16 protein-coding genes are annotated in these 20,352 nt (G+C 61.0%); 9 read left to right on the top strand and 7 right to left on the bottom strand.

Annotation, left to right across the window (positions count from 1 at the left end):
* Positions 1 to 88: 88 nt before the first annotated feature.
* Genes DU478_RS20915 through phnE form a run of 4 tightly spaced genes read left to right on the top strand, consistent with a single transcriptional unit; the run spans position 89 to position 4,366 of the window.
* A complete protein-coding gene (locus tag DU478_RS20915; RefSeq protein ID WP_233501510.1) occupies positions 89 to 1,954 on the top strand; it encodes a cytochrome c peroxidase in 1,866 nt (621 codons plus the stop codon).
* Positions 1,954 to 2,829, top strand: a complete 876-nt coding sequence (locus DU478_RS20920; protein WP_114512813.1) for a phosphate/phosphite/phosphonate ABC transporter substrate-binding protein — start codon at positions 1,954 to 1,956, stop codon at positions 2,827 to 2,829. The genes DU478_RS20915 and DU478_RS20920 overlap by 1 nt, the downstream gene beginning before the upstream one ends.
* Entirely contained in the window at positions 2,826 to 3,608 is a 783-nt protein-coding gene (locus tag DU478_RS20925) for a phosphonate ABC transporter ATP-binding protein (RefSeq protein ID WP_114512814.1), read from the top strand. Before DU478_RS20920 ends, DU478_RS20925 begins: the two co-directional genes overlap by 4 nt.
* Entirely contained in the window at positions 3,608 to 4,366 is a 759-nt protein-coding gene (gene phnE, locus DU478_RS20930) for a phosphonate ABC transporter, permease protein PhnE (RefSeq protein ID WP_048535504.1), read from the top strand. The genes DU478_RS20925 and phnE overlap by 1 nt, the downstream gene beginning before the upstream one ends.
* Positions 4,367 to 4,369: 3 nt before the next feature.
* On the opposite strand, the gene DU478_RS20935 is transcribed toward phnE, so the two are convergent.
* Together DU478_RS20935 and DU478_RS20940 are read right to left on the bottom strand one after the other, a co-directional pair.
* Positions 4,370 to 4,879 (bottom strand): L,D-transpeptidase family protein, encoded by a 510-nt coding sequence (locus DU478_RS20935; protein ID WP_407703180.1) that lies wholly within the window; start codon positions 4,877 to 4,879, stop codon positions 4,370 to 4,372.
* A gap of 66 nt (positions 4,880 to 4,945) precedes the next feature.
* Positions 4,946 to 7,309 carry a heavy metal translocating P-type ATPase gene (locus tag DU478_RS20940; RefSeq protein ID WP_456119796.1) on the bottom strand — a complete coding sequence of 788 codons (2,364 nt, stop codon included), beginning with the start codon at positions 7,307 to 7,309 and terminating at the stop codon, positions 4,946 to 4,948.
* 256 nt (positions 7,310 to 7,565) lie between these two features.
* On the opposite strand from DU478_RS20940, the gene DU478_RS23475 reads away from it, so the two are divergent.
* On the top strand, positions 7,566 to 7,772 hold the full coding sequence (locus tag DU478_RS23475; protein ID WP_407703181.1) for a hypothetical protein: 207 nt from the start codon (positions 7,566 to 7,568) through the stop codon (positions 7,770 to 7,772).
* 34 nt (positions 7,773 to 7,806) lie between these two features.
* On the opposite strand, the gene DU478_RS20950 is transcribed toward DU478_RS23475, so the two are convergent.
* The gene (locus DU478_RS20950) at positions 7,807 to 8,472 is read right to left on the bottom strand and encodes a L,D-transpeptidase (RefSeq protein WP_114512845.1); all 666 of its coding nucleotides are present in this window, start codon (positions 8,470 to 8,472) and stop codon (positions 7,807 to 7,809) included.
* A 307-nt stretch (positions 8,473 to 8,779) separates the two neighbouring features.
* Here DU478_RS20950 and DU478_RS20955 point away from each other — a divergent pair, with 307 nt between their 5' ends.
* The 4 genes from DU478_RS20955 to DU478_RS20970 all read left to right on the top strand — a co-directional run bounded on the left by DU478_RS20955 (position 8,780) and on the right by DU478_RS20970 (position 16,611).
* A complete protein-coding gene (locus tag DU478_RS20955; RefSeq protein WP_114512818.1) occupies positions 8,780 to 11,107 on the top strand; it encodes a heavy metal translocating P-type ATPase in 2,328 nt (775 codons plus the stop codon).
* Between the two features lie 526 nt (positions 11,108 to 11,633).
* A complete protein-coding gene (locus tag DU478_RS20960; protein WP_114512819.1) occupies positions 11,634 to 12,032 on the top strand; it encodes a FixH family protein in 399 nt (132 codons plus the stop codon).
* Positions 12,029 to 13,465, top strand: a complete 1,437-nt coding sequence (locus tag DU478_RS20965; protein WP_114512820.1) for an efflux RND transporter periplasmic adaptor subunit — start codon at positions 12,029 to 12,031, stop codon at positions 13,463 to 13,465. Before DU478_RS20960 ends, DU478_RS20965 begins: the two co-directional genes overlap by 4 nt.
* Entirely contained in the window at positions 13,462 to 16,611 is a 3,150-nt protein-coding gene (locus DU478_RS20970) for an efflux RND transporter permease subunit (RefSeq protein ID WP_114512821.1), read from the top strand. The genes DU478_RS20965 and DU478_RS20970 overlap by 4 nt, the downstream gene beginning before the upstream one ends.
* 50 nt (positions 16,612 to 16,661) lie before the next feature.
* On the opposite strand, the gene DU478_RS20975 is transcribed toward DU478_RS20970, so the two are convergent.
* From DU478_RS20975 to DU478_RS20990, 4 genes are all read right to left on the bottom strand, one after another.
* Positions 16,662 to 17,903 carry a sialidase family protein gene (locus DU478_RS20975; protein WP_233501511.1) on the bottom strand — a complete coding sequence of 414 codons (1,242 nt, stop codon included), beginning with the start codon at positions 17,901 to 17,903 and terminating at the stop codon, positions 16,662 to 16,664.
* 95 nt (positions 17,904 to 17,998) lie between these two features.
* On the bottom strand, positions 17,999 to 18,439 hold the full coding sequence (locus DU478_RS20980; RefSeq protein WP_233501514.1) for a c-type cytochrome: 441 nt from the start codon (positions 18,437 to 18,439) through the stop codon (positions 17,999 to 18,001).
* 14 nt (positions 18,440 to 18,453) lie between these two features.
* Positions 18,454 to 19,758, bottom strand: a complete 1,305-nt coding sequence (locus DU478_RS20985; protein ID WP_114512824.1) for an ABC transporter transmembrane domain-containing protein — start codon at positions 19,756 to 19,758, stop codon at positions 18,454 to 18,456.
* A gap of 9 nt (positions 19,759 to 19,767) precedes the next feature.
* Positions 19,768 to 20,301, bottom strand: a complete 534-nt coding sequence (locus tag DU478_RS20990; protein WP_114512825.1) for a cupredoxin domain-containing protein — start codon at positions 20,299 to 20,301, stop codon at positions 19,768 to 19,770.
* Positions 20,302 to 20,352 lie beyond the last annotated feature (51 nt).

Genomic DNA, 20,352 nt, shown 5'->3' on the forward strand with positions numbered 1-20,352 from the left:
CAGCGGGATTGACAACTTGTTTGCTTCGGGTAGATAAGTTAGCCATGTCTAACTTTGTACTTTGGAGGCCGTGGTGATGCGAAATATTATGAGAGTGCTGCTCGCCACACTCGCAAGTGCGCTCCTCCTGTCCGGACCTGTCGCCGCGACGCCGGCCAAGGAGGCGCCTTGGCTTCCCGAGGCAGCGGCCTACCGTCTGACGCTCTTTCTTGGAAATCTCGAGCCTCTGCCCTGGGACGACATCGAGACCGCCTGGACGGAACCCTACCGGGGTTCGGAATTCTCTGTCGGGGCGCTGGCGTGGCTGGACCGCAAAAGCGATATCGAGCCCGACGGTCTCCTGGACGCTATAATGCGCGAAGACCTGCAGGCGGTCTTCGCCGAGGCGACGCGGCTCATCGCGCTCAGGATCGAAGAGGAACTGGACCGGGCTCTCGCGGCCGAAGAATCAGCGACGGCACAGCAGGCCGTACGAACGGCACGCGAACTCTACCGCGCGTTCGAGGACGGCGTCGCGGCCGCCGATTCGGAGGCTGCGAGACGGATCGGCCTGGCTTGGCTGGAGCTCAATAGCAGCACCGGGTTCTCTGGCGTACTCGGCGCAGGGTCGACATCTGCGGATCGCGAGACCATGGAAGCCGCGCGCACAGTCATCTCCGGCTATCTTGCGGAAAATTACCTTTTGGACAGCTTCGCGCCACGTCAGACGCTGAGCGCCTTGCCCGAAACCGCCGTAGCCAGTGGCCGCACCATCGAGGTGCCGCCAAGCCTGCCACCGGGCTCCGACATCTTCGATCAGGACCCGTTGCCACTGCTCGTCCTCAATTTCGAGGAGCAGGGCATCGACGAGACCGACCTGCCGCTCGTCGCTTTCGGCGACATGCTGTTCGACAGCGCGCAGATCTTCGGAAGCCCCGCGCGCGATCTCGGGATCACCTGCTCGACGTGTCACAACCGCTCGGACGTCAACCAGCGGCTTTTCGTTCCGGGCGCAAGCCACCAGCCAGGCGCGATCGACGTCGACGGCGCCTTTTTCAACCCGATCTTCAATGACAGGCGCGACGACCCGCTCGACATTCCCAGCCTGCGCGGCTTGCGTTTTACCGGTCCCTACGGCCGCGATGGCCGCTTCGCCTCCTTGCGCGATTTCACCCGCAACGTGGTCGTCAACGAGTTCGGCGGGAAGGAACCGACGCCTTTCATGCTGGACGCTCTCGTCGCCTACATGCTCGAATTCGACTTCCTGCCGAATTCCATGCTGACGACTGATGGCCGTCTGACCGACACGACCCAAGAGGCCGCCCGGCGCGGCGAGGAGATCTTCAATACGCCCTTCGCCGGGCTCGGCGATCGGTCCTGCGCCAGTTGCCACGTGCCAGACGCGAACTTCCTCGACCGGCAGGCCCACGACATCGGCTCAGTCGCGCCGGGCTACGAGGGGGCCCGCGCCGGTGCGCTGGACACGCCCACGCTGCTCGGTACGGCCTATACCGCCCCCTATTTCCACGACGGGTCATTGCCGACGCTGGCCGCCGTCGTGGACTGGTTCGACGAGACGAAATCGCTTGGGCTTACCGAGGAAGACCGCGCCGACCTAACCGCCTATCTCGAGACCGTTGGCGCGGCAGACGAGCCCTATGAAGCCTTCGACACCGAGAACACCGCTTTCCGGCTGGCATTCGCCGAACTGACGACCTTCGCCTCGACACTCGATACGCTACTGCCGCGGCGGGACGCGGGGCATATCCTGCTGCTGACCGACACCGTGGCCGCGGACCTCTCGGCGGACGCCAGTACCATGTCGAACCTCCCCGCCCGGCCCGAGGTCTATGCGCTGGCCGAGCGGCTGGCCGCGGTCGGCGCCGCCGTCCGCGTGGAAGACTGGGAGGCCGCTGAAGCAAGCTGGACCGCGTTCAAGTCCGAAGCCGACGCAATCGAAGAGAGGGCATTCTGATGCCGGTCCATCTGACCCGTAGAACGATACTGACCTTGGTCGGCGCGGGCGCGGTGTCGCTGGCGACACCTCTCGCCGCGCAAGACGTAACCCTGCGGCTTGCCTTCATCCCGCAAGAGAACCCCGACAAGCTTCTGGGGGACATCGAGGCCATCACCGGATGGCTGGCAGAGGAGATCGGCGTCCCCGTCGAGGGGTTCGTCACCATCGACCATGCAGCGGCGGTCGAGGCGCTGCGCAACGGCGACGCGGATATCTCCTTCATGGGCGCCCTGCCCTTCGTTCTGGCCGAGGCCGAGATCGGTGCCGTGCCGCTCCTGTCCGAGGTCTACCGCGACGCGCCGAGTTATACGGGCCGCATCTTCGTGCGGCGCGACAGCGGCATCGGCGCGCTCGCAGACCTGCGCGGGCGCGACATCGCTTTTGCCGATCCGATTTCGGAATCGGGCTATCTCTACCCGCTCGCCGAATTCGTAGAAGCCGGGCTGATCGAAGACCCCGGACAGGCGGAAGCATTCTTCGGCCGCGTCTTCTTCGCGGGCGGCTACCAGCAGGCGATGCAGGCGATGGCCGAAGGCCTGGTCGATGCCGCAGGCGCCAGCCAGTATGCCGACCTGCTTCTGACGCCGCAGCAACAGGCAGAGGTAACCTGGATCGCGGAAAGCGCGCCGATCCCGAGCCATTTGGTGATCGCTCGCCCGGGGCTCGATGCCGCTCTGCGGGACCGTTTTGTCGACGCAATGCTGCGGCTCAACGCGCCGGAGCACCGCAACAAGCTGCGCTATTTTTATGGACCGGATGGGTACGTCAGGGCCGACGGCGCCGCCTATGACGGCGTACGCGATATGGCACGGCAATACGGGCTGTTGCGATGAGCACAGCTGTCGAAGTAGACGACCTGAGTTTTGCCCATACGGGCGCGGACCTCCCGGCGCTGGAGCGGGTCTCGTTTCGGGTTTCGGCGGGCGAGAGCGTCGCTTTGCTCGGCCCGTCCGGGGCGGGCAAGACGACCCTGCTGGCACTGCTCGACGGCAGGCTCCAAGGCTGGAGCGGGCGGGTATCGGTTCTGGGTGCGCCGCTCGATCCCGACCGTCCGCCGCCGAGCGCGCGCCGTCCGGATACCGGTTTCGTGTTTCAGGAGTTTGCATTGGTCGAGCGTTCCTCGGTTCTGCGCAACGTCCTGAATGGCCGCCTGGGGCGCATGTCGCCGCTGCGGGCCCTGTTGGGATCACCGACCAAACATGATCTGGAGATTGCGCGCACGGCACTTGCCGATTGCGGCATTGCCGATCTTGCCGAACGCAGGGTCGACAGCCTCAGCGGCGGGCAGCGGCAGCGTGTGGCCATCGCACGGTGTCTGGCGCAGGAACCGCGCCTAATCCTCGCCGACGAACCGGTGAGCAACCTCGACCCCGCGCGTGCATGTGAGATCCTGGCGCTGCTGACCGGGGCGGCGCGAACGCGCGGCGCGACGGCGCTGTTTTCGTCGCACCAGCCCGACCTGGCGCGGCGTTTCGCGCAGCGCATCATCGGCATGCGGGACGGGCGGATCGTGTTCGATGTACCGACCTCCGAGTTGAACGATGATGCGACGGCGGAGCTCTATCGGGAGGTAGGGCCAATCCCCGGTATCGGCCTCAGGGCGGTGTCCTGATGGCGTTCCGCGGGTTTGGCGGCATTGCGACGAGCGGTCTGATCGCAGCCGCGATCCTGTGGTCCTTCGCCACGACCGATGTCGAGTTCTCGCGACTTCTGTCGGCCGGCCCGCGGATCGCCGATTTCTTCGGCCGGATGTTTCCGCCTGACCCGACGGTGATGGCCGAGATCAAGAAGGGCAGCGCGGAAACGCTGAGGATCGCGATCCTCGGCACCCTCGGTGCTGTGATCCTGTCCGTTCCCCTCGGCATTCTTGCGTCTGAGACGATGGTATCGCCTGCGGTGTTTCGGCCGATCCGAACGCTGCTTGCCTTCATCCGGGCGATTCCGCTGATCCTCGTGGCCATGCTCATGGTGGGCGCTGTCGGGCTCGGGCCGCTGCCCGGCATCATCGCGGTCGCCTTTCATGCAACGGGGATGCTCGCCAAGTTCTATGCCGAGGCGATCGACGGCGTGTCCCGCGCGCCGATCGCAGCACTTGAAAGCGCGGGCGCCGGGCCGCTCGTGCGGCTCAGATACGCGATCTGGCCGCAGATGGCGCCGGTCGTCGCCCGCGACACGATTTTCCGGTTCGAGTTGAACCTGCGCGAGTCGCTGATCCTCGGCATTGTCGGCGCGGGCGGGATCGGCTTTTACATCCAGACCTACGTGCGCTCTTTCCAGTATGATAAGGCGGCCAGCGTCACGATTGCCGTCGTCGTCATGGTCATCGCCATCGAAGCCATCAACGTTGCGCTGCGCCGTCGCTTCACCTGACGATCAGGCATAGATGTCGATGGGGGTTCCGTCCCTGACCATGGCGTAGATATCCTCGATTTGCCGGTCTGTGACGGAGATGCAGCCTGCGGTCCAGTCGCGCTTGTTCATCGGGTCGATCCCCTTGCGCGGCCCCCCGTGGATGAAAATGTCGCCGCCCGGCGATTTTCCTTGCGCCTTCGCAAACGCGATATCGGCCTCGTTCGGGAATGAAATGCCGATGGAGAGGTGGAAGAGGCTGTCCGGGTTGCGCCGGTCAATCAGATAGGAGCCCTCCGGCGTGCGGCCGTCTCCTTCGAACTGCTTGTGGCCTTCGGGCGCGAAGCCCAATCCGATGGGATAGGTCCGCAAGACATCATCCGTTCCGTCAATAACCAGCAGCCGCTGCGCCTTGTACATACGCAGCCGGGTCACTTCGGGTCCGTTGTAGGACCGGAACTTGCTGGCACAGCCAGACAGGAAGGTGGCCAATCCGCCCAACAGAAAGCCCCGTCGTGGAATTCTGGTATTCATCACTGCTCGACGCCCCTTTGGCGAGGTCTGGTTGATGTCAGACGTTACTCTACCGAAACCGACGGATCAATGACCGTGCGCCAGTGCTCCCTTCGCCATCTGCTCGCCCACCGGTTCTCCGCCTGAAGGCCCGGCCTCAACCTGATGGCCGTTCAGGAGCCGAAGTGCGTTGGCGACCACCAGCAGAGACACGCCTACATCCGCAGCAATGGCGCCCCACATTGAGGCCATACCGAACGCGGTCAGCCCGACGAACAGCGCCTTGGTCGCCAGCGATATGCCGATATTCTGGTGGATGATCGTCATGGCACGGCGCGAATGGCCGATAAGCCAGGGTACCTTGCCGATGTCGTCGGTCATCAGCGCGATGTCGGCCGTCTCGATCGCGGCATCCGATCCGACAGCGCCCATGGCGATGGCATAATGCGCCCGCGCCATGGCCGGTGAGTCATTCACACCGTCGCCGATCATCGCCACCATGTCGTGGCTTTCGACGAGTTCCTCAATGGCCGTCACCTTGTCTTCTGGCAAAAGTTCGGCGCGCACCTCGTCGATGCCGACTTCGGCTGCCACCGCGCGCGCGGTGCGTTCGTTGTCGCCCGTCAACATCACGATGGTCTTCACTCCCTGCGTGTGCAGCCGCGCAACGATCCCTTTGGCATCGGGGCGGATGCGGTCGCGAAGCTCCAGAACGCCGGTCACGCCGGTCTCGTCACCCACGGCAACAAGGGTGCTCCCTGCCCCTTCGATCCGGTCCCGCAGATCCGACGGAATGGCATTGCCGAACCCTTTCTCCTCGGCGAACCGATCCGAACCGAGCCAGATCGCGCGCCCGTCGGCGCGTCCTTCCAGCCCGCGCCCGGGCACGGTGCGGGTGTCCTCTGCGGCAGACACGGAAACACCATCGGTTTCGGCACGCGCTAGGATGGCACGTGCCAGCGGGTGCGAGGATCGCGCCTCCAGACTTGCCGCCAGCGTCATGAGATCGCGCGCGGAGGCTTCGCCCAGCGGATGGACTGCCGCCACCTCGGGCTCGCCCATGGTGATCGTCCCGGTCTTGTCCATCGCCAGTGCCGTGGTCCGCCCCGGTGCTTCGACATAGGCGCCGCCCTTTATGAGCACCCCAGCCCGTGCCGACGCGGTCAGCGCTGCGACAATGGAAACTGGCGTAGAAATGACAAGGGCACAGGGGCAGGCGATGACCAGCAGAACCAGCGCATTGTAGAACCAGTAATCCCAGGCACCGCCCGTCACCAGTGGCGGCACCAGCGCGATGGCGATCGCCAGAGCCATCACGATGGGTGTGTAGATGCGCGCGAACTTGGCCACCCACTGTTCGACCGGCGCGCGGCGGGCATGGGCATCGCCCACCATGCGAATGATTTTCGCGAGCACCGTGTCCGAGGCGGCCTTCGTCGCCCGCACCGTCAGTGTGCCCTCGCCGTTGATCGTGCCGGCATAGACCTCGTCGCCGGGTTCCTTGGGCACTAGCGCGCTTTCCCCAGTAATTGGGGCCTGATCGACGGCCCCTGCCCCGTCCATGACCTCACCGTCGAGGGGGATCCGGTCGCCGCCGCGCACGATAAACCTTGCATTGACTGCCACGGCCGCGGCCGGAACGTCGGATTCCGATCCGTCGTCGTAAAGAACCCGCGCCGTTGGCGGCGCCAGATCGAGGAGCGCGGAAACCGCATTACGCGCCCGCCCCACGCTCCAGCTCTCCAGATAAAGCGAAAGCGAGAAGAAGAAGGCGACCGTCGCGGCCTCAAAAAACTCGCCGAGGCCGATGGCGCCCGCGACGGCCACCACCATGAGCAGGTTCATGTCGGGGCTAAGCCTCCGCGCCGAAGACCAGGCCTTGGGCGCGACAAGCCAGACACCGCAAAGAATCGCGACGGCGAAGAGCCCCGCTTCCGCCATTGGCATCGGCGCTTCGCCATGCCCCGCGAACAGCCCGAGCGCGCCACCCATGCCGGTTTCGACAATGTGGAAAAGGAATCCCGCCGCCCAGAAGCCGCCGCTCAACGAGGTAAAGCGCTTCTGACGTGCCAGATGCGCCGCTTGGTCTTCGGCTGCGTTGTCGGCATCCCACGGTTTCGCACTCATGCCCGTGCTCGCGACCACCTGAGTGACTTCGTTGTCCGAGATCTTCTCGGCACTGTCGAGGATGGTCATTCGCCCGTTGATCACGTCGAATGCAAGATGTTCGGTTCCGCCCACTTTCGGCCCGACAACCCGGTTCAGGATCGCCACCTCTTCGGCGCAATCCAGGCCGGAGACCTGGAAGTGTCGTCCTCCAGATGGCGCGGAGGCCTGCGTAGCTTTTTTTCCACATGTTTCTCCATCCGTGCAACAAGAAGCCGGTTGGTCGGGATTATGCTCCGCTGAGTTGTAGTTTTCCTGGTCGGAATGGGGGCTATCGGACGGCATGATTGACCTCGGGATTCAATAAGATGACTTCGACATAGCAGCTACAGCCACTAGAGGTTCAATAGGGAATCTGCGTTTTTCTGTTTGTATTGGGGCGGGGGTTGTACCGACAGCCCCGAATGCGGCTTGTGACCCAACATTGGGCATGCAAAATTGGTCTAGAATGAAAAAAGGAGCGTCAGAGGTTCGAATGCAGGCACCAAAAATCACCATCGGCGCAGTCTTGCTCTTCGCTACCGGTTGCACCGCACCAATCATGGAAACCCGCGGCCCCGTGATCGAGGTCGGAAACCTCCCAGAAGCTGTTCTCAACCTTGCCGCACCCGGACAGGACCTTTCCACGGCCCGGCTTCGCCCTGAGGACGGGTGTTACTGGTACGAGCACAGCGGACCGGTGGAAACCACCCTCGTGCCGCTGCGTTCGGCCGGGGGCAACCCGATCTGCACCGCTCGCAGGGCATAATGCATCGACTGGCGCAGGGCCGGACGCACACGGGTCAACTTCGCGGGGTTACGCTGTCCTCTGCCGAATACAGGAACGCCGTTGAACCGGTTTCGACGTTCGGATAGAGGTGGTTGATATGAGCCATGACCATTCGGACACAGCCCGAACTCGCACGTCCGCCGATGCTTCTTGGTTCGGGCGTCCCGTGAATGCGCAGATAGGTGTCGCGGTCGCCGACAAAGAGATATAGCGCCCGCGAGCCGAGAGGATTTTCAGGGCCGGGGTCAACACCGTCGGCCACGGGTTCATAAAGTTCCGGGTCCCGCTCGATCATGTTCTGGGTCGGCGTCCAGTTCGGCCATTCGACTTTTCGCCGGATCGTATACGTGCCGGGCTCGTACAGGTTGCCACGGGCGATGGCCACGCCATAGCGCATCGCCGTTCCGCCCTCTTCGATGTGGTAGATGTACCTTGCCACGGCATCGACGTGGATGTCTCCCGGAATTAGCCCACCCTTTGCGACGACCCGCTGGGGTAGGAAGCGCGGGTGCAGCCCCCACGGGTTGGACGTGGCCGGATCAAAGCCGGGAGGTGTAACCTGCGCATCCCAGGCCGCCTTCTGCTCTTCGGTGGGCCGGGTTGCGGCCAGCAGCGGGTTGGCGATCGGCGCCGAAAACAGCGCGGCGCTGGTCTGGATGAAATGTCGTCTTGTCAGCATCTGCTTGATCCCTTCACGCATTGGGCGGCGGGCCGATCCATATCCGGAACGCAATGTTGTTCGCCCAGTGAGGCACTATTCGAAACCTACACCATGGTGCCGCTCTTCGTCAGGGCTTAACTCCTAAAGCTACTAGAGGTTCAAGAAAAATATTGATTGCACACGGGCTTGTATGTTTGCGACTTAGTTAACGACAACATCTGGCACCGTGAACTTGCCAAGCTGTCGCCGACCAGCATTAGGGCTTGACCTTCCATCCACTGGAAGCCGTATCCATATTTTCAGTGTCATCTTGAAGGACCTGTCAATGGAACAGATAGCAAGCACCTACCCGTCAGAGGGACCATCCGATCAGACCAAGGATCCGGTTTGCGGTATGACCGTCACGGTCGCTCCGACAGCTCGCCAAGTGGAATTCGATGATGAGACGTTCTATTTCTGCTCCGACAAGTGTCAGACTAAGTTCAAGGCCGATCCGGTCTACTATGCCTCTGGCAAGGCATCGGATCGCAACACGACGCCTCAGGCAGGAACCCAGTATACCTGTCCAATGCACCCCGAGATCGTGCGCGACGAGCCCGGAGCCTGTCCAATTTGCGGAATGGCCCTTGAACCGATGCTGCCGTCCGATGAACCCAGTGAGGAACTGACCGACTTCACCCGCCGCATGTGGATCAGTGCCGCCGCGGCCGTTCCCCTGGTCATCCTAACCATGGGTGAGTTGGTCGGTCTGCCCGTCCGAGACTGGATCGGGCATCAACTGGCGACCTATGTCGAGTTCGCGTTGGCGACACCAATCGTCCTATGGGCGGCGAAACCCTTCTTCGAGCGGGGATGGGCGTCGATCGTGAACCGCTCGCCCAACATGTGGACACTGATCGCCATCGGTGTCGGTGCGGCCTACATCTATTCGCTGGTGGCTACGTTCCTTCCGGGCGTGTTTCCGGAGGTCTACCGGATGGGCGCGGGGGTCGGCACCTACTTTGAGGCCGCCGTTGTCATCATCACCCTGATTTTTGTCGGGCAGGTTCTGGAGCTGAGGGCGCGGGAACGGACCGGCGATGCCATTCGGGCACTACTCGACCTGGCCCCGAAGACCGCGCGACGTATCCTGCCCGACGGCACAGAGTATGACGCGCCGCTGGAAAACATCGTTGAGGGGGATCGTCTGCGGGTCCGCCCAGGCGACGCGATCCCCGTCGACGCCACTGTCATGGACGGTACGTCGTCCATCGACGAGAGCATGATCACCGGCGAACCCCTACCGGTCGAAAAAAGTCCCGGCGATACCGTCACCGGCGGCACGATCAACAAGAACGGATCCCTTGTCATCGAGGCCGCGCGCGTGGGTGCCGACACGATGCTGAGCCAGATCGTCGAGATGGTTTCGAACGCGCGTAGGTCCCGCGCGCCGATTCAGGGTCTTGCCGACAAGGTCTCATCCTACTTCGTGCCGACCGTTGTCCTGATCGCGCTGCTCGCATTCGTCGCGTGGCTGAGCTTCGGACCCGAACCTGCTCTGGTCTTTGCCATTGCCTCGGCGGTGTCGGTGCTGATCATCGCCTGCCCCTGTGCTCTGGGTCTGGCGACCCCGATTTCGATCACGACGGCCGCGGGGCGCGGTGCACAGGCGGGTGTGCTGATCAAGGACGCCGAAGCTCTGGAACGCATGGCCAAGGTCGATACGCTGATCGTGGACAAGACGGGTACCCTGACCGAGGGGAAGCCGAAGCTGACCGATGTGGCCGCTCTGGGCGACGAAAGCGAGGAAACCATTCTAACCCTTGCTGCCGCCCTGGAAAAAGGCTCGGAGCACCCGTTGGCGGAGGCGATCGTGGAGGGTGCGAAGGAGAAGGGCATCAAGGTCGGCAATGCCGAAAACTTCGAGGCGGTGACCGGAAAAGGCGTGCGCGGAACTGTCTTGGGGCGGGCTGTCGCACTTGGAAATAACGCAATGATGCGCGACATGTCTCTCGACACATCTGCGGCAGAGGAAGCGGCAGATGTTCTACGGGCCGAGGGTAAGACCGCCATGTTCGTAGTCATTGAAGGTAAGCTGTCCGGCATCGTCGCAGTGGCCGACCCGATCAAGGAGTCGACTGCCGAAGCCATCAAGGTGCTGCACGAGGCAGGTCTGCGGATCATCATGGCGACAGGTGACAACGAACGCACCGCCAGGGCCGTGGCGCAGCGGCTTGGAATCGACGAGGTTCGGGCCGGCGTTCTGCCGGAAGATAAGAAGGCGCTGGTGGACGAGCTGCACGCCGAAGGCAGAAAGGTCGCGATGGCGGGTGATGGTGTCAACGACGCGCCAGCCCTGGCCGCAGCGGACGTCGGCCTTGCCATGGGCACGGGCGCGGACGTGGCGGTTGAAAGTGCGGGCATCACGCTGTTGCGCGGGGATCTGAACGGCATCGTCAAGGCGCGGACACTGGCGGTGGCGACGATGCGCAACATTCGCCAGAACCTGTTCTGGGCGTTTGCCTATAACACGCTCGGTGTTCCAATCGCGGCAGGGGTCCTCTACCCGGTCTTCGGCCTATTGATGTCACCAATGATCGCCGCAGCCGCGATGAGCCTTTCTTCAGTCTCGGTCATCGCAAACGCTCTCAGGCTGAGGCGATTGAAGCTTTAGCGGGTCCGCGTTTTGAACGTGAAGTCGGACAATTATCCATTTCAGCAAAACGTGTATTGCTGGTCTTTCAGAAATCCAACATAGCTGACCGATGATACTCACAACGCGCCTTTTTCTGCTTACTCTTTTGATTGGCGTTGTTCTGGCACAAATCAGTCATGCGTCCATTTCAAGCGTGGATTCAGGGTCTTCGATGGTCATGCAAAGCGATTGCTGTCCAGATGACTGCCCGGACATGCCGGAATGCGATGCTGCTTGCATTTCGACGATGCAATGTCGGGTAGCCCCGATTGTGCTGGGGCTGGAACGAGCAACTCTAGCGAGCTTGCGGGGCCCCGGAAGCGCAGAGTTCTCACGGGCCGAGGCGGCAGCCCACCGACAACATGCGGACATTGAGCTTCAAAGACCGCCCAAGGCATGACGGGTCAGGTGCCTTTCGCACCAAAATCCACGCGCCGATGTAACGTATAGACTCAGGGTCGATACGATGGCTGGCGTTCCTGTTGCCCGTCAAAATAGGCGTATCATGCTCCGTTATATCCCCACCTTTCTTGCGACCCTCGTGGTTGCGACCCAGCTCTCCGTGCCGATGGCACAGGCGGCTGCATCTGATTACAGCCTTGTTCTCGTCGAAACGACCTATCCCTTCGGAGACGGCGCGGTTCTGGAGCTTCGTCTGATTGATACCCGCACCAATGCGCCCGTCGAAGGCGCCCTCATCTTTGCCACAAGGCTGGATATGGAGCCGGACGGCATGGAGACGATGACTTCGACAGTCGTGGCGCTGCCTGGCAAAGAGCCGGGTCTATATCGTTTTTCCGCCGATCTGACGATGGACGGAAACTGGCGGTTTTCCGTTGCGGCCAAGGTGCAGGGCGAACCTGAAACTGTTCAAGCGCAAATCGTGCTCGAGGTGCTGCCATGAGCGTCTTTGGCAAATTGGTGCTTATCGGCGTGGTTGGCGGCGCGGCTGGATGGGCGGGCCTCGCGGCAGGCGTCAAGGGTTGGACGCCTGCTATGTTGGCAAATGTGGCGCAGACGCAATTCACCGCGCTGACGGTACGGCAAGCTGAGGCAATGCCAACCGCAACCCGAACGCCGACAGGCCCGGTCATCTACTACCGACACCCTGACGGTCTCGCCGAATGGTCCGCCACGCCGACCGAGACTGCCGACGGAAAGTCCTTTTTGCCGGTCCTGGCGAGCGAAGACGTATTGTTTGATCCAGAGGCGATCACGTCCCTAAAGGCAGAGAATGGCGAACGAACCCTACTCTACTACCGCCACCCGATGGGCCTGCCTGATACATCGCCGGTGCCAAAGCTGGATTCCATGGGGATGGACTACCTGCCCGTCTATGCCGACGAGGCAAGCGATGCCGGATCAGTGACCGTATCGCCCGGCAAGCTGCAACGCACCGGCGTGCGTAGTTCAATTGCGGTGTTTGAACCCATGGCAACGACGGTGCGTGCGCCGGGGATTGTTGCGCTGGACGACCGTAGAGTCAGCGTCATTTCATTGCGTGCGGATGCGTTCATCGAAGAAGTTGAGGATGTAACGACCGGATCAATCGTTGAAGCGGGCGAACCGCTGGCGATGCTCTATTCTCCGGATATCGTCTCGGCAGCCGCGCAGTATGTTTCAGACCTGCGAAGTGGTGAAGGGCGCGTGGAAGGCAGCCGTCAAAGGCTGGCAAACCTGGGTGTTCCGGTGTCCGTGATCGACAAGATCGCCGCGGACAGGCAAACGCCGGTGCAAATCAGCCTGATGGCACCGCGGTCGGGCGTGGTTCTGGAACGGATGGCCGTCGAAGGCATGATGTCCGAGGCCGGAGAAACGCTGTTTCGTATTGCCGATACTTCGATTGTCTGGGTAATGGCGGACGTACCGGAATCCGCTTTGACGGGCCTTGCGGGCGGAAATGCTGCCACGATCACCTTTCCCGGCCTGCCGGGCGAAACCTTCAGCGGTCTAATCAACAAAATCTACCCTGAGGTCGATATGCAGACCCGGACGGCACGCGTCCGCATCGATCTGCCCAACCCTGAGGGACGGTTGTTGGTGAACATGTTTGCCGATGTGACGCTGGCGAGTGGCGACAGAGCCCCGGTGGTGCAAGTGCCGGAAACGGCTGTGATCGACACTGGCGACCGTCAGGTGGTGATCAGAGATCTGAGGGAGGGGAAATTCGCTCCGCAGGATGTGGTGCTGGGGCGGCAGGCAGCTGGGATGGTGGAAATCCTTGAAGGCATTATGGAGGGCGACCGCATTGTCACCACCTCTACCTTTTTGATCGACGCGGAAAGCAACCTGAACGCAGCCCTGGCTGCGCTGACTGCCCCGGAGGCAGGCGAATGATCTCGCGTGTCATTGAATGGTCCGCCCGCAACCTTGTTCTCGTGTTATTTGCCACGGCCCTGATCATCGCCGCAGGGGTCTGGTCACTGCGCAACTTGCCGATCGACGCTATTCCCGATTTGTCGGACGTGCAGGTGATCGTGCTGACCGATTATCCGGGCCAGGCTCCGCAGGTTGTCGAGGATCAGGTCACCTATCCGCTGACTTCGGCGATGCTTACGGTGCCGCGATCCCGCGTCGTGCGCGGGTTTTCGTTCTTCGGCATTTCCTTTGTCTACATCATCTTCGAAGATGGGGTGGACCCCTACTGGGCGCGCAGCAGGGTGCTTGAATACCTGAACGCCGCAGCAGCCCGCCTGCCGGACGGCGTGACGCCCACGCTCGGTCCCGATGCGACCGGGGTAGGATGGGTTTACCAATACGCGATCACCGGTGAAAATCTGTCGCTGGCCGAATTGCGGTCGTTGCAGGATTGGGTCGTCCGCTTTGGTGCAAGCCGCGCCGAGGGCGTGTCCGAAGTAGCCAGCGTCGGCGGCTTCGTCAAGCAATACTCGGTCACTGTGGATCCGGTGCGGATGCGGGCGCAGGGGATCACGCTGTCCGACATCGGCAAAGCCATCTCCGAAAGCAACATGGACACCGGCGGGCGCACGGTGGAGCTGTCCGAGTTCGAATTCATGGTGCGCGGGCGGGGCTATCTGGCGGGAACCGAGGATATCGGCAACATCACCCTGCGAAGTATCGGTGGGGTTCCGATCAGCCTGAAAGATGTCGCGCGGGTCGAAATCGTCCCCAATGAACGCCGCGGCATCGCCGAATTGAACGGTGAGGGCGAGGTCGCCAGTGGCATCGTGCTGCAACGGGTGGGTGCCAATGCACTGGATGTGATCGAAAACGCCAAAGCGGAACTGGACGTGGTTGCTCAAAGTCTGCCGGACGGCGTCGACATCGTGCCAGTCTATGACCGCTCCAACCTGATCCTGTCAGCAATCGAGACGCTGAAAACGACCCTTCTCGAAGAAAGTCTCGTCGTGGCCGGGGTCACGATCATTTTTCTGCTGCACGTTCGGTCTGCTCTTGTGGCTATCATCATGCTGCCGGTGGGGTTGCTGATGGCGTTCACCGCGATGAAGTTCCTCGGGATCGGGGCCAATATCATGAGCCTCGGCGGCATTGCCATCGCCATCGGCGCGATGATCGACGCCGCCATCGTGATGATCGAGAACGCGCACAAGCATCTAGAACGTGCCGCCCCCGACAAGCCCCGCATCGAAGTGCTGATTGAAGCCGCAAGCGAGGTCGGCCCGGCGCTGTTCTTCAGCCTGCTGATCATCACCGTGTCGTTCTTGCCGATCTTTGCACTGGAAGGACAGGAGGGACGCATGTTCGGCCCGCTGGCCTATACCAAGACGTTTTCGATGGCGGCGGCGGCGTTCCTGTCGGTGACGCTGGTGCCTGCGCTGATGGTGGTCTTCGTGCGCGGCCGGATCATCCCTGAACACCGGAATCCGGTGAACCGGGCACTCATCGCCGTTTACCGCCCAATCATCCGCGCCGTGCTGAAGGCCAAAAGTCTCACGATCATCGTGGCTCTCGCCGCACTGGTGGTCACGATCTGGCCCGCGCGGCAGTTGGGGTCAGAGTTCATGCCCGTCCTGAACGAGGGCACGCTGATGTATATGCCGACCACTTTGCCCGGTCTGTCAGTCACCAAGGCCGCCGAGTTGATGCAGACGCAAGACCGCATCATCAAGACCTTTCCCGAGGTCCTGACCGTCTTCGGCAAGGCGGGCCGCGCCCTGACCGCGACCGATCCCGCACCGACCGAGATGTTCGAGACGATCATCCAGCTCCGCCCGGAAGACGAATGGCGGCCCGGTGTGACGACCGAAAGCCTGCGGCAGGAAATGGATGCCGCCTTGCAATTTCCCGGCGTATCGAACGCCTGGACGATGCCGATCCGGGCGCGCATCGACATGCTGTCCACAGGCATCCGCACGCCGGTGGGAATCAAGGTCTTCGGCACCAGCCTGACCGAGATGGAAAAGGTCGCCCGCGAGGTCGAAGCCGTGGTACGCACGGTGCCCGGAACGACCAGCGCCTATGCCGAACGGGTGATCGGCGGCTATTACCTCGACATCACCCCGGACCGTACGGCGCTTGGCCGCTACGGCCTGTCGGTGCAGGATGTTCAAGAGGTGATCGGCATGGCATTGGGGGCCAGGGCCATCACGCAGACCGTCGAGGGGCGCGAGCGCTACGACGTCGCAGTGCGCTATCCGGCGACACTGCGGTCTGATCCGGAGGCGATTGGGCGCGAGGTTCAGGTTGCACTGCCGGGCGGTGGCACCATTCCGCTGGGGGACGTGGCCACCATTGAACGCACCCGCGGAGCTACGTCGATCCGCACCGAGAACGGACAGCTTGCCGTATATATCTTTGTCGATATCGTCGGACGCGATCTGGGCGGCTATGTGGCCGAAGCTCAGGCGGCGGTCGCGGCCTCCGTCACTCTGCCACCCGGCTATTCTTTGGGCTGGAGCGGTCAGTTCGAATACCTTGAACGCGCGAAACAGCGGCTGGCCACTGTTGTGCCGCTGACGCTGGCGCTGATCTTTCTGCTGCTTTACCTAAACTTCCGCCGCCTGACGGAAACCTTGATCGTGATGCTGTCGCTGCCTTTCGCTCTGGTCGGTGGCATTTGGCTCATGTGGTTCATGGGCTTCAACATGTCGGTTGCGGTGGCCGTCGGGTTTATCGCGCTGGCCGGGGTGGCGGCTGAAACCGGAGTGATCATGTTGATCTATCTCGATCAGGCGTTGAATGAAGCGCGTGCCCGCGCGGGCGACAGGGACCTGACCCGCGACGAGCTCCACGCCGCGATCATGGTGGGTGCAGTAGACCGCGTGCGCCCCAAGATGATGACAGTTGTCGCAATCATGGCCGGCCTAATGCCGATCCTTTGGGCGCATGGCACCGGGTCCGAGATCATGCAGCGCATCGCAGTGCCCATGATCGGGGGAATGGTGTCGTCAACCTTGCTGACCCTGATCGTCATTCCGGCGGTTTATGCCATCATCAAAGGGTGGAGCCTGAAGCAAGCCGGTACAGTGCCTGATTTGGCCCTCGGGCGGGCCGCAGAATAAGGGCAACGGCGTCAAGCAAGCAATAGGATATTGAGATGTATGCTCGAAACCTATGGAGTCACTGCGACTTCGACCATGCGGATTGTAGTGTCCCCATCCCCGCCGCCGGTCGGCTGCGTCCAGGCCACAAACGTACCGGCGTCTCCGCGCGCCATTCGGGGAAAACCGATCGATCCGCCGCCCCGATTGATATGGAGCGCCTGAGGCGCTGCGCATCCGGTACTTCGCGATATGTGGCACATGACGATCGCTTCACTGCCTCCCACATATTCAATCCAGAGCGCCAATGCGCTTCCATCCGGCATTTGCAGAACATCCACCCGTCCCGCGGCTGTGCCGAGGTCAATGCGGAGCGGTTCGTCAAACTGCGCGCCGCCATCGTCCGAAAACGCGATATAAACCTCCGGTTTATTCTCAGCTGCAGTGAACCAGATGACGGACACCTTGTCGTCCATCGTATCAACAGCTGGGCCATTTACGGGGCAGCCGGCAATTTCCCATCCGTCGTCGTGAACAGTGAGGGGTTGCGTCCAGTCCCCTCCGGTAGATCGAACAATCGAAATGTCGCGGATTTCATCGGCGGTTCGATCACGATAGACCACCACGATATCGCCCGAAGCGGTCCGCGCTGCGGACGTCTGACAACAAGTACAAGCGCGCGCGTCCAACAGGCTTTCTGGCTTCATCGTTCCGTCAGAGTTGATCTGTCGTGCGCGCAGCTGCATCGCATTCTCGAAGTTTTCGCCTTCTGTTTGACTGTCATACTCCCGGCCATCCAGCCACAGCGCCGTCAACCCACCAAACTGATCGGGAACCAACGAAACAAAACCGTGCTCGCGTTGTGATCTGTCATCATGGGGAACAAGCGGTTCCGTCCAGCTTCTGCCTTCATCTTTAGAAAAAGCGATATTGACGTCATATTGGTAATCACCCTCCCCATTCAGTTTAAGCCATTGTGCCGCCAGGCCGCCATCAGCCAGCACCGCTACCGATGGAAAATCGGCCCAGTTGATGTAAATCTTTGACGATTTATGAATTGTGCGAGCGTCCGACCACTCACTGCCATCGAGGATGGCCATGCGAACTTCAGATTCGGCTCCTTTTTCTTCTGTCCAGCTCAATATGATCCGGCCATCCGGCAAGGTTGCAAGTGATGGTTCACGGGCGCCGATGCCGACCGGTGCTGCGCGGTCGGTCAATCTAAAGAGGCCGGTTTCCTCGGCATGAGTTGCGGTGGAAGATCCGAAAAATGCAGCAAGGATCAGAATCGATGCAGCGAGACACTTACTCATCTAGAGAATTTTCCCCAACAGTTGTCGCCATGTCGCAGCGAACAGAATGGTAGTTACCCGCGAACCAATTCCACCCTTTTGACCGTCGAAACGGCTCAATATATCCCGTTGGCACGCTGCAATGCACGAATGTAAGACACGATATCGAGAATATCTGATCGCGTCACGCCTTCAACCGCTGGCATGTTACCAAATTTCCAATGATGCGCCCGAACTCCATTTTGCGCCGCGAGGACAAACGCCATGTCGCCGTGGTGGCTCGGTTCATAGATCTTGTGAACAAGCGGTGGAGCAATGCCATCCCGGCCTTGTCCATTCAGGCCGTGGCAGGCGGCACAGACCGCATCATAAGCACTTGCGCCAATTTGCTCCTGCTCGGTCAAGCTGCTTGGCAGCTTGACAGTTGCAAGCGCACCTGCAGGGAGCACCCTGCCCTCCTCCGTCCGGGTGCCCGTTTGGGAGTCTGTTTGCTGCTTGAAATACCATCCCGCCGCAACAACGGCAACCAGAGCAAAAAATATCGCTGCCCATTTCATTCTATCAGACTCCTTCATGATGTTGCGATCGCCCCCTGTCTCTTCACAGACAAAGCCGGGTAACTCAGTGTAGCTTCCTCGAATTGGCTGACCTCTTCCAGCTTGGGGTTGTCTGCCTGAGCTTTCCCCGATCGCTGAATCGATCCAGTGAAAAAGGTCGTGATTTCCTGGTACCGGATCCGCGTGTCTTCCAGCGTCTGATAGTAACTGAAGAGCTCTTTCAGCGGTGCCGAGAAGTCCTTGTGTGCTGCCAGGACGGCCACCAACGCGCCGAGTGTAATGCGACCTTCGATGACAAAATATCCACCCAAAGAGTAGAACAGGAATGGCGTCAGCGCGGTCAGAAAATTGTTGAGGGCCTTGATGAAGAACTTCAGGCGGAAGATCTTCCTGCGCACGTGCTCAAGCTCTCTGAAGCTTGCACTCGCTGGGAGCAGCCCGGCCGAATTGACCTGCCGTTGGCGCAGTTGATCGCTGAGCTGCCTGCCAAGCTGTCGGACTTCCTTGATCCTGGTGCGCGAAAGCGCGTTGACCCGGCGTTGCAGCTTGGGCAGCAGCACAAGCTGAATTGGCAGTACGGTCAGTGCTGCGGCACCCAAGACAGGGTCCTGAACGAACATGAAAAACAGGATCGTCAAAAGCGTACCGCCTTGCAGGATTGGCAGCGTAAGGACATCCGCCGCGAAGCCCCCTATGGGCTCAACTTCCTGTGCGAGAATAGGGACGATTTCACTCTGGTTTCGGGAGTCCGGATCGCTGCGCCATTGCCGATAGACAAGCAGGCGGAAGTGCCGCAGAAAACGCTCAGCGACATACCCTTTGAAGACGTTTAGGCCATATTTGTTTAACCCATTCAGCATGATCGCCAGAAGATAGAGACCACAAAGAAGTATGAGGAAAACGACCTGATCGAACTCTTGTCCCAAAATGGCAATGGGGAAACGGCCTGAATCCAGAGCGTTGTTTACGATTTGCTTTGGCAGTTCCAAGGTCAGATAGAGAATAGGCATCGCAATGAGGCTAACCAGAATCATCAACGCCTGCTGCCTTCTGGAGTAGCGCAAGACGGTGCTGAAAAGGCTCCTTTCAAGCCCTCGTATGGGTTCAGGATGGAACTCAGGGGTGCAACGATGCTTCCAAAGCTTCAGAACGCCGCGAATGGCAAGATATGAGCCAACGGTGATCAGCAGCGCAGGCGCCAAGACCAGTATGAGATGAATGAACGGGTGCACCCAGTCTGGCGTGACATCGTTGTAGTCGTACCCAAAAGCGGCAGCTACGTCGTGTACAAGCAGGTGATACCTGTCCAAGAGTGACATTGAAAATGTCTAACCCTTGGATTTCGGCGCGAGGTGATCGTGGACGATGATGACGCCCCACATGCCCGCCTCCCGGTGGCCGGGTATCAAGCATGCAAACTCCAGGTTGGTCACATCGGAGAACTCCCAGATCAATTCGGCATTTTGTCCACTAGGGATAGAAACTGAATTGGCGTTGTCATGTTGCATATCGGGGTGTTCGCGCATCCACTGCTGGTGTTCTGCAACCTCGTCAAAGGAGCCGAGAAAAAACTCGTGATCCAGTCCGCCCAGATTGCTGATCAAAAAGCGGACAACTGAACCGCTCTCGATGTGGAGTGCGTCCGGCTCGAAAAGCATGTAGCCGCTTTCTGTCTCCCTGATGGACAATTCAATCGTCCTGTCGATTGAGGAGCCATCACCGGGCCTCCCGAACGGATCATGGCCAGGCACTTCGAATGCACGCGCGTGAGGCTGCTGGCCCTTGCCACTGGAAGCGCCCACTGAAAAAGCCGGAAGGACAAGCGCAAGGGCGATGGTGCAGGTTCTCAGGAAATTCGTCATGCTCGGCTACCTCCGTAGCGCTTGATTTTTTGTGATCTTCTTGCTTGCTCG

Origin of the sequence: Thalassococcus profundi, from assembly GCF_003344785.1 — a bacterium.
Lineage (GTDB): Bacteria > Pseudomonadota > Alphaproteobacteria > Rhodobacterales > Rhodobacteraceae > Puniceibacterium > Puniceibacterium profundi.

Excerpts from the sequence above, each read along its gene's own strand:
- DU478_RS20915 (WP_233501510.1), top strand. The coding sequence starts at position 89 with ATGAGAGTGCTGCTCGCCACACTCGCAAGTGCGCTCCTCCTGTCCGGA.
- DU478_RS20920 (WP_114512813.1), top strand. The coding sequence starts at position 1,954 with ATGCCGGTCCATCTGACCCGTAGAACGATACTGACCTTGGTCGGCGCG.
- DU478_RS20925 (WP_114512814.1), top strand. The coding sequence starts at position 2,826 with ATGAGCACAGCTGTCGAAGTAGACGACCTGAGTTTTGCCCATACGGGC.
- phnE (WP_048535504.1), top strand. The coding sequence starts at position 3,608 with ATGGCGTTCCGCGGGTTTGGCGGCATTGCGACGAGCGGTCTGATCGCA.
- DU478_RS20935 (WP_407703180.1), bottom strand. The coding sequence starts at position 4,879 with ATGAATACCAGAATTCCACGACGGGGCTTTCTGTTGGGCGGATTGGCC.
- DU478_RS20940 (WP_456119796.1), bottom strand. The coding sequence starts at position 7,309 with ATGCCGTCCGATAGCCCCCATTCCGACCAGGAAAACTACAACTCAGCG.
- DU478_RS23475 (WP_407703181.1), top strand. The coding sequence starts at position 7,566 with ATGGAAACCCGCGGCCCCGTGATCGAGGTCGGAAACCTCCCAGAAGCT.
- DU478_RS20950 (WP_114512845.1), bottom strand. The coding sequence starts at position 8,472 with ATGCTGACAAGACGACATTTCATCCAGACCAGCGCCGCGCTGTTTTCG.
- DU478_RS20955 (WP_114512818.1), top strand. The coding sequence starts at position 8,780 with ATGGAACAGATAGCAAGCACCTACCCGTCAGAGGGACCATCCGATCAG.
- DU478_RS20960 (WP_114512819.1), top strand. The coding sequence starts at position 11,634 with ATGCTCCGTTATATCCCCACCTTTCTTGCGACCCTCGTGGTTGCGACC.
- DU478_RS20965 (WP_114512820.1), top strand. The coding sequence starts at position 12,029 with ATGAGCGTCTTTGGCAAATTGGTGCTTATCGGCGTGGTTGGCGGCGCG.
- DU478_RS20970 (WP_114512821.1), top strand. The coding sequence starts at position 13,462 with ATGATCTCGCGTGTCATTGAATGGTCCGCCCGCAACCTTGTTCTCGTG.
- DU478_RS20975 (WP_233501511.1), bottom strand. The coding sequence starts at position 17,903 with ATGAGTAAGTGTCTCGCTGCATCGATTCTGATCCTTGCTGCATTTTTC.
- DU478_RS20980 (WP_233501514.1), bottom strand. The coding sequence starts at position 18,439 with ATGAAATGGGCAGCGATATTTTTTGCTCTGGTTGCCGTTGTTGCGGCG.
- DU478_RS20985 (WP_114512824.1), bottom strand. The coding sequence starts at position 19,758 with ATGTCACTCTTGGACAGGTATCACCTGCTTGTACACGACGTAGCTGCC.
- DU478_RS20990 (WP_114512825.1), bottom strand. The coding sequence starts at position 20,301 with ATGACGAATTTCCTGAGAACCTGCACCATCGCCCTTGCGCTTGTCCTT.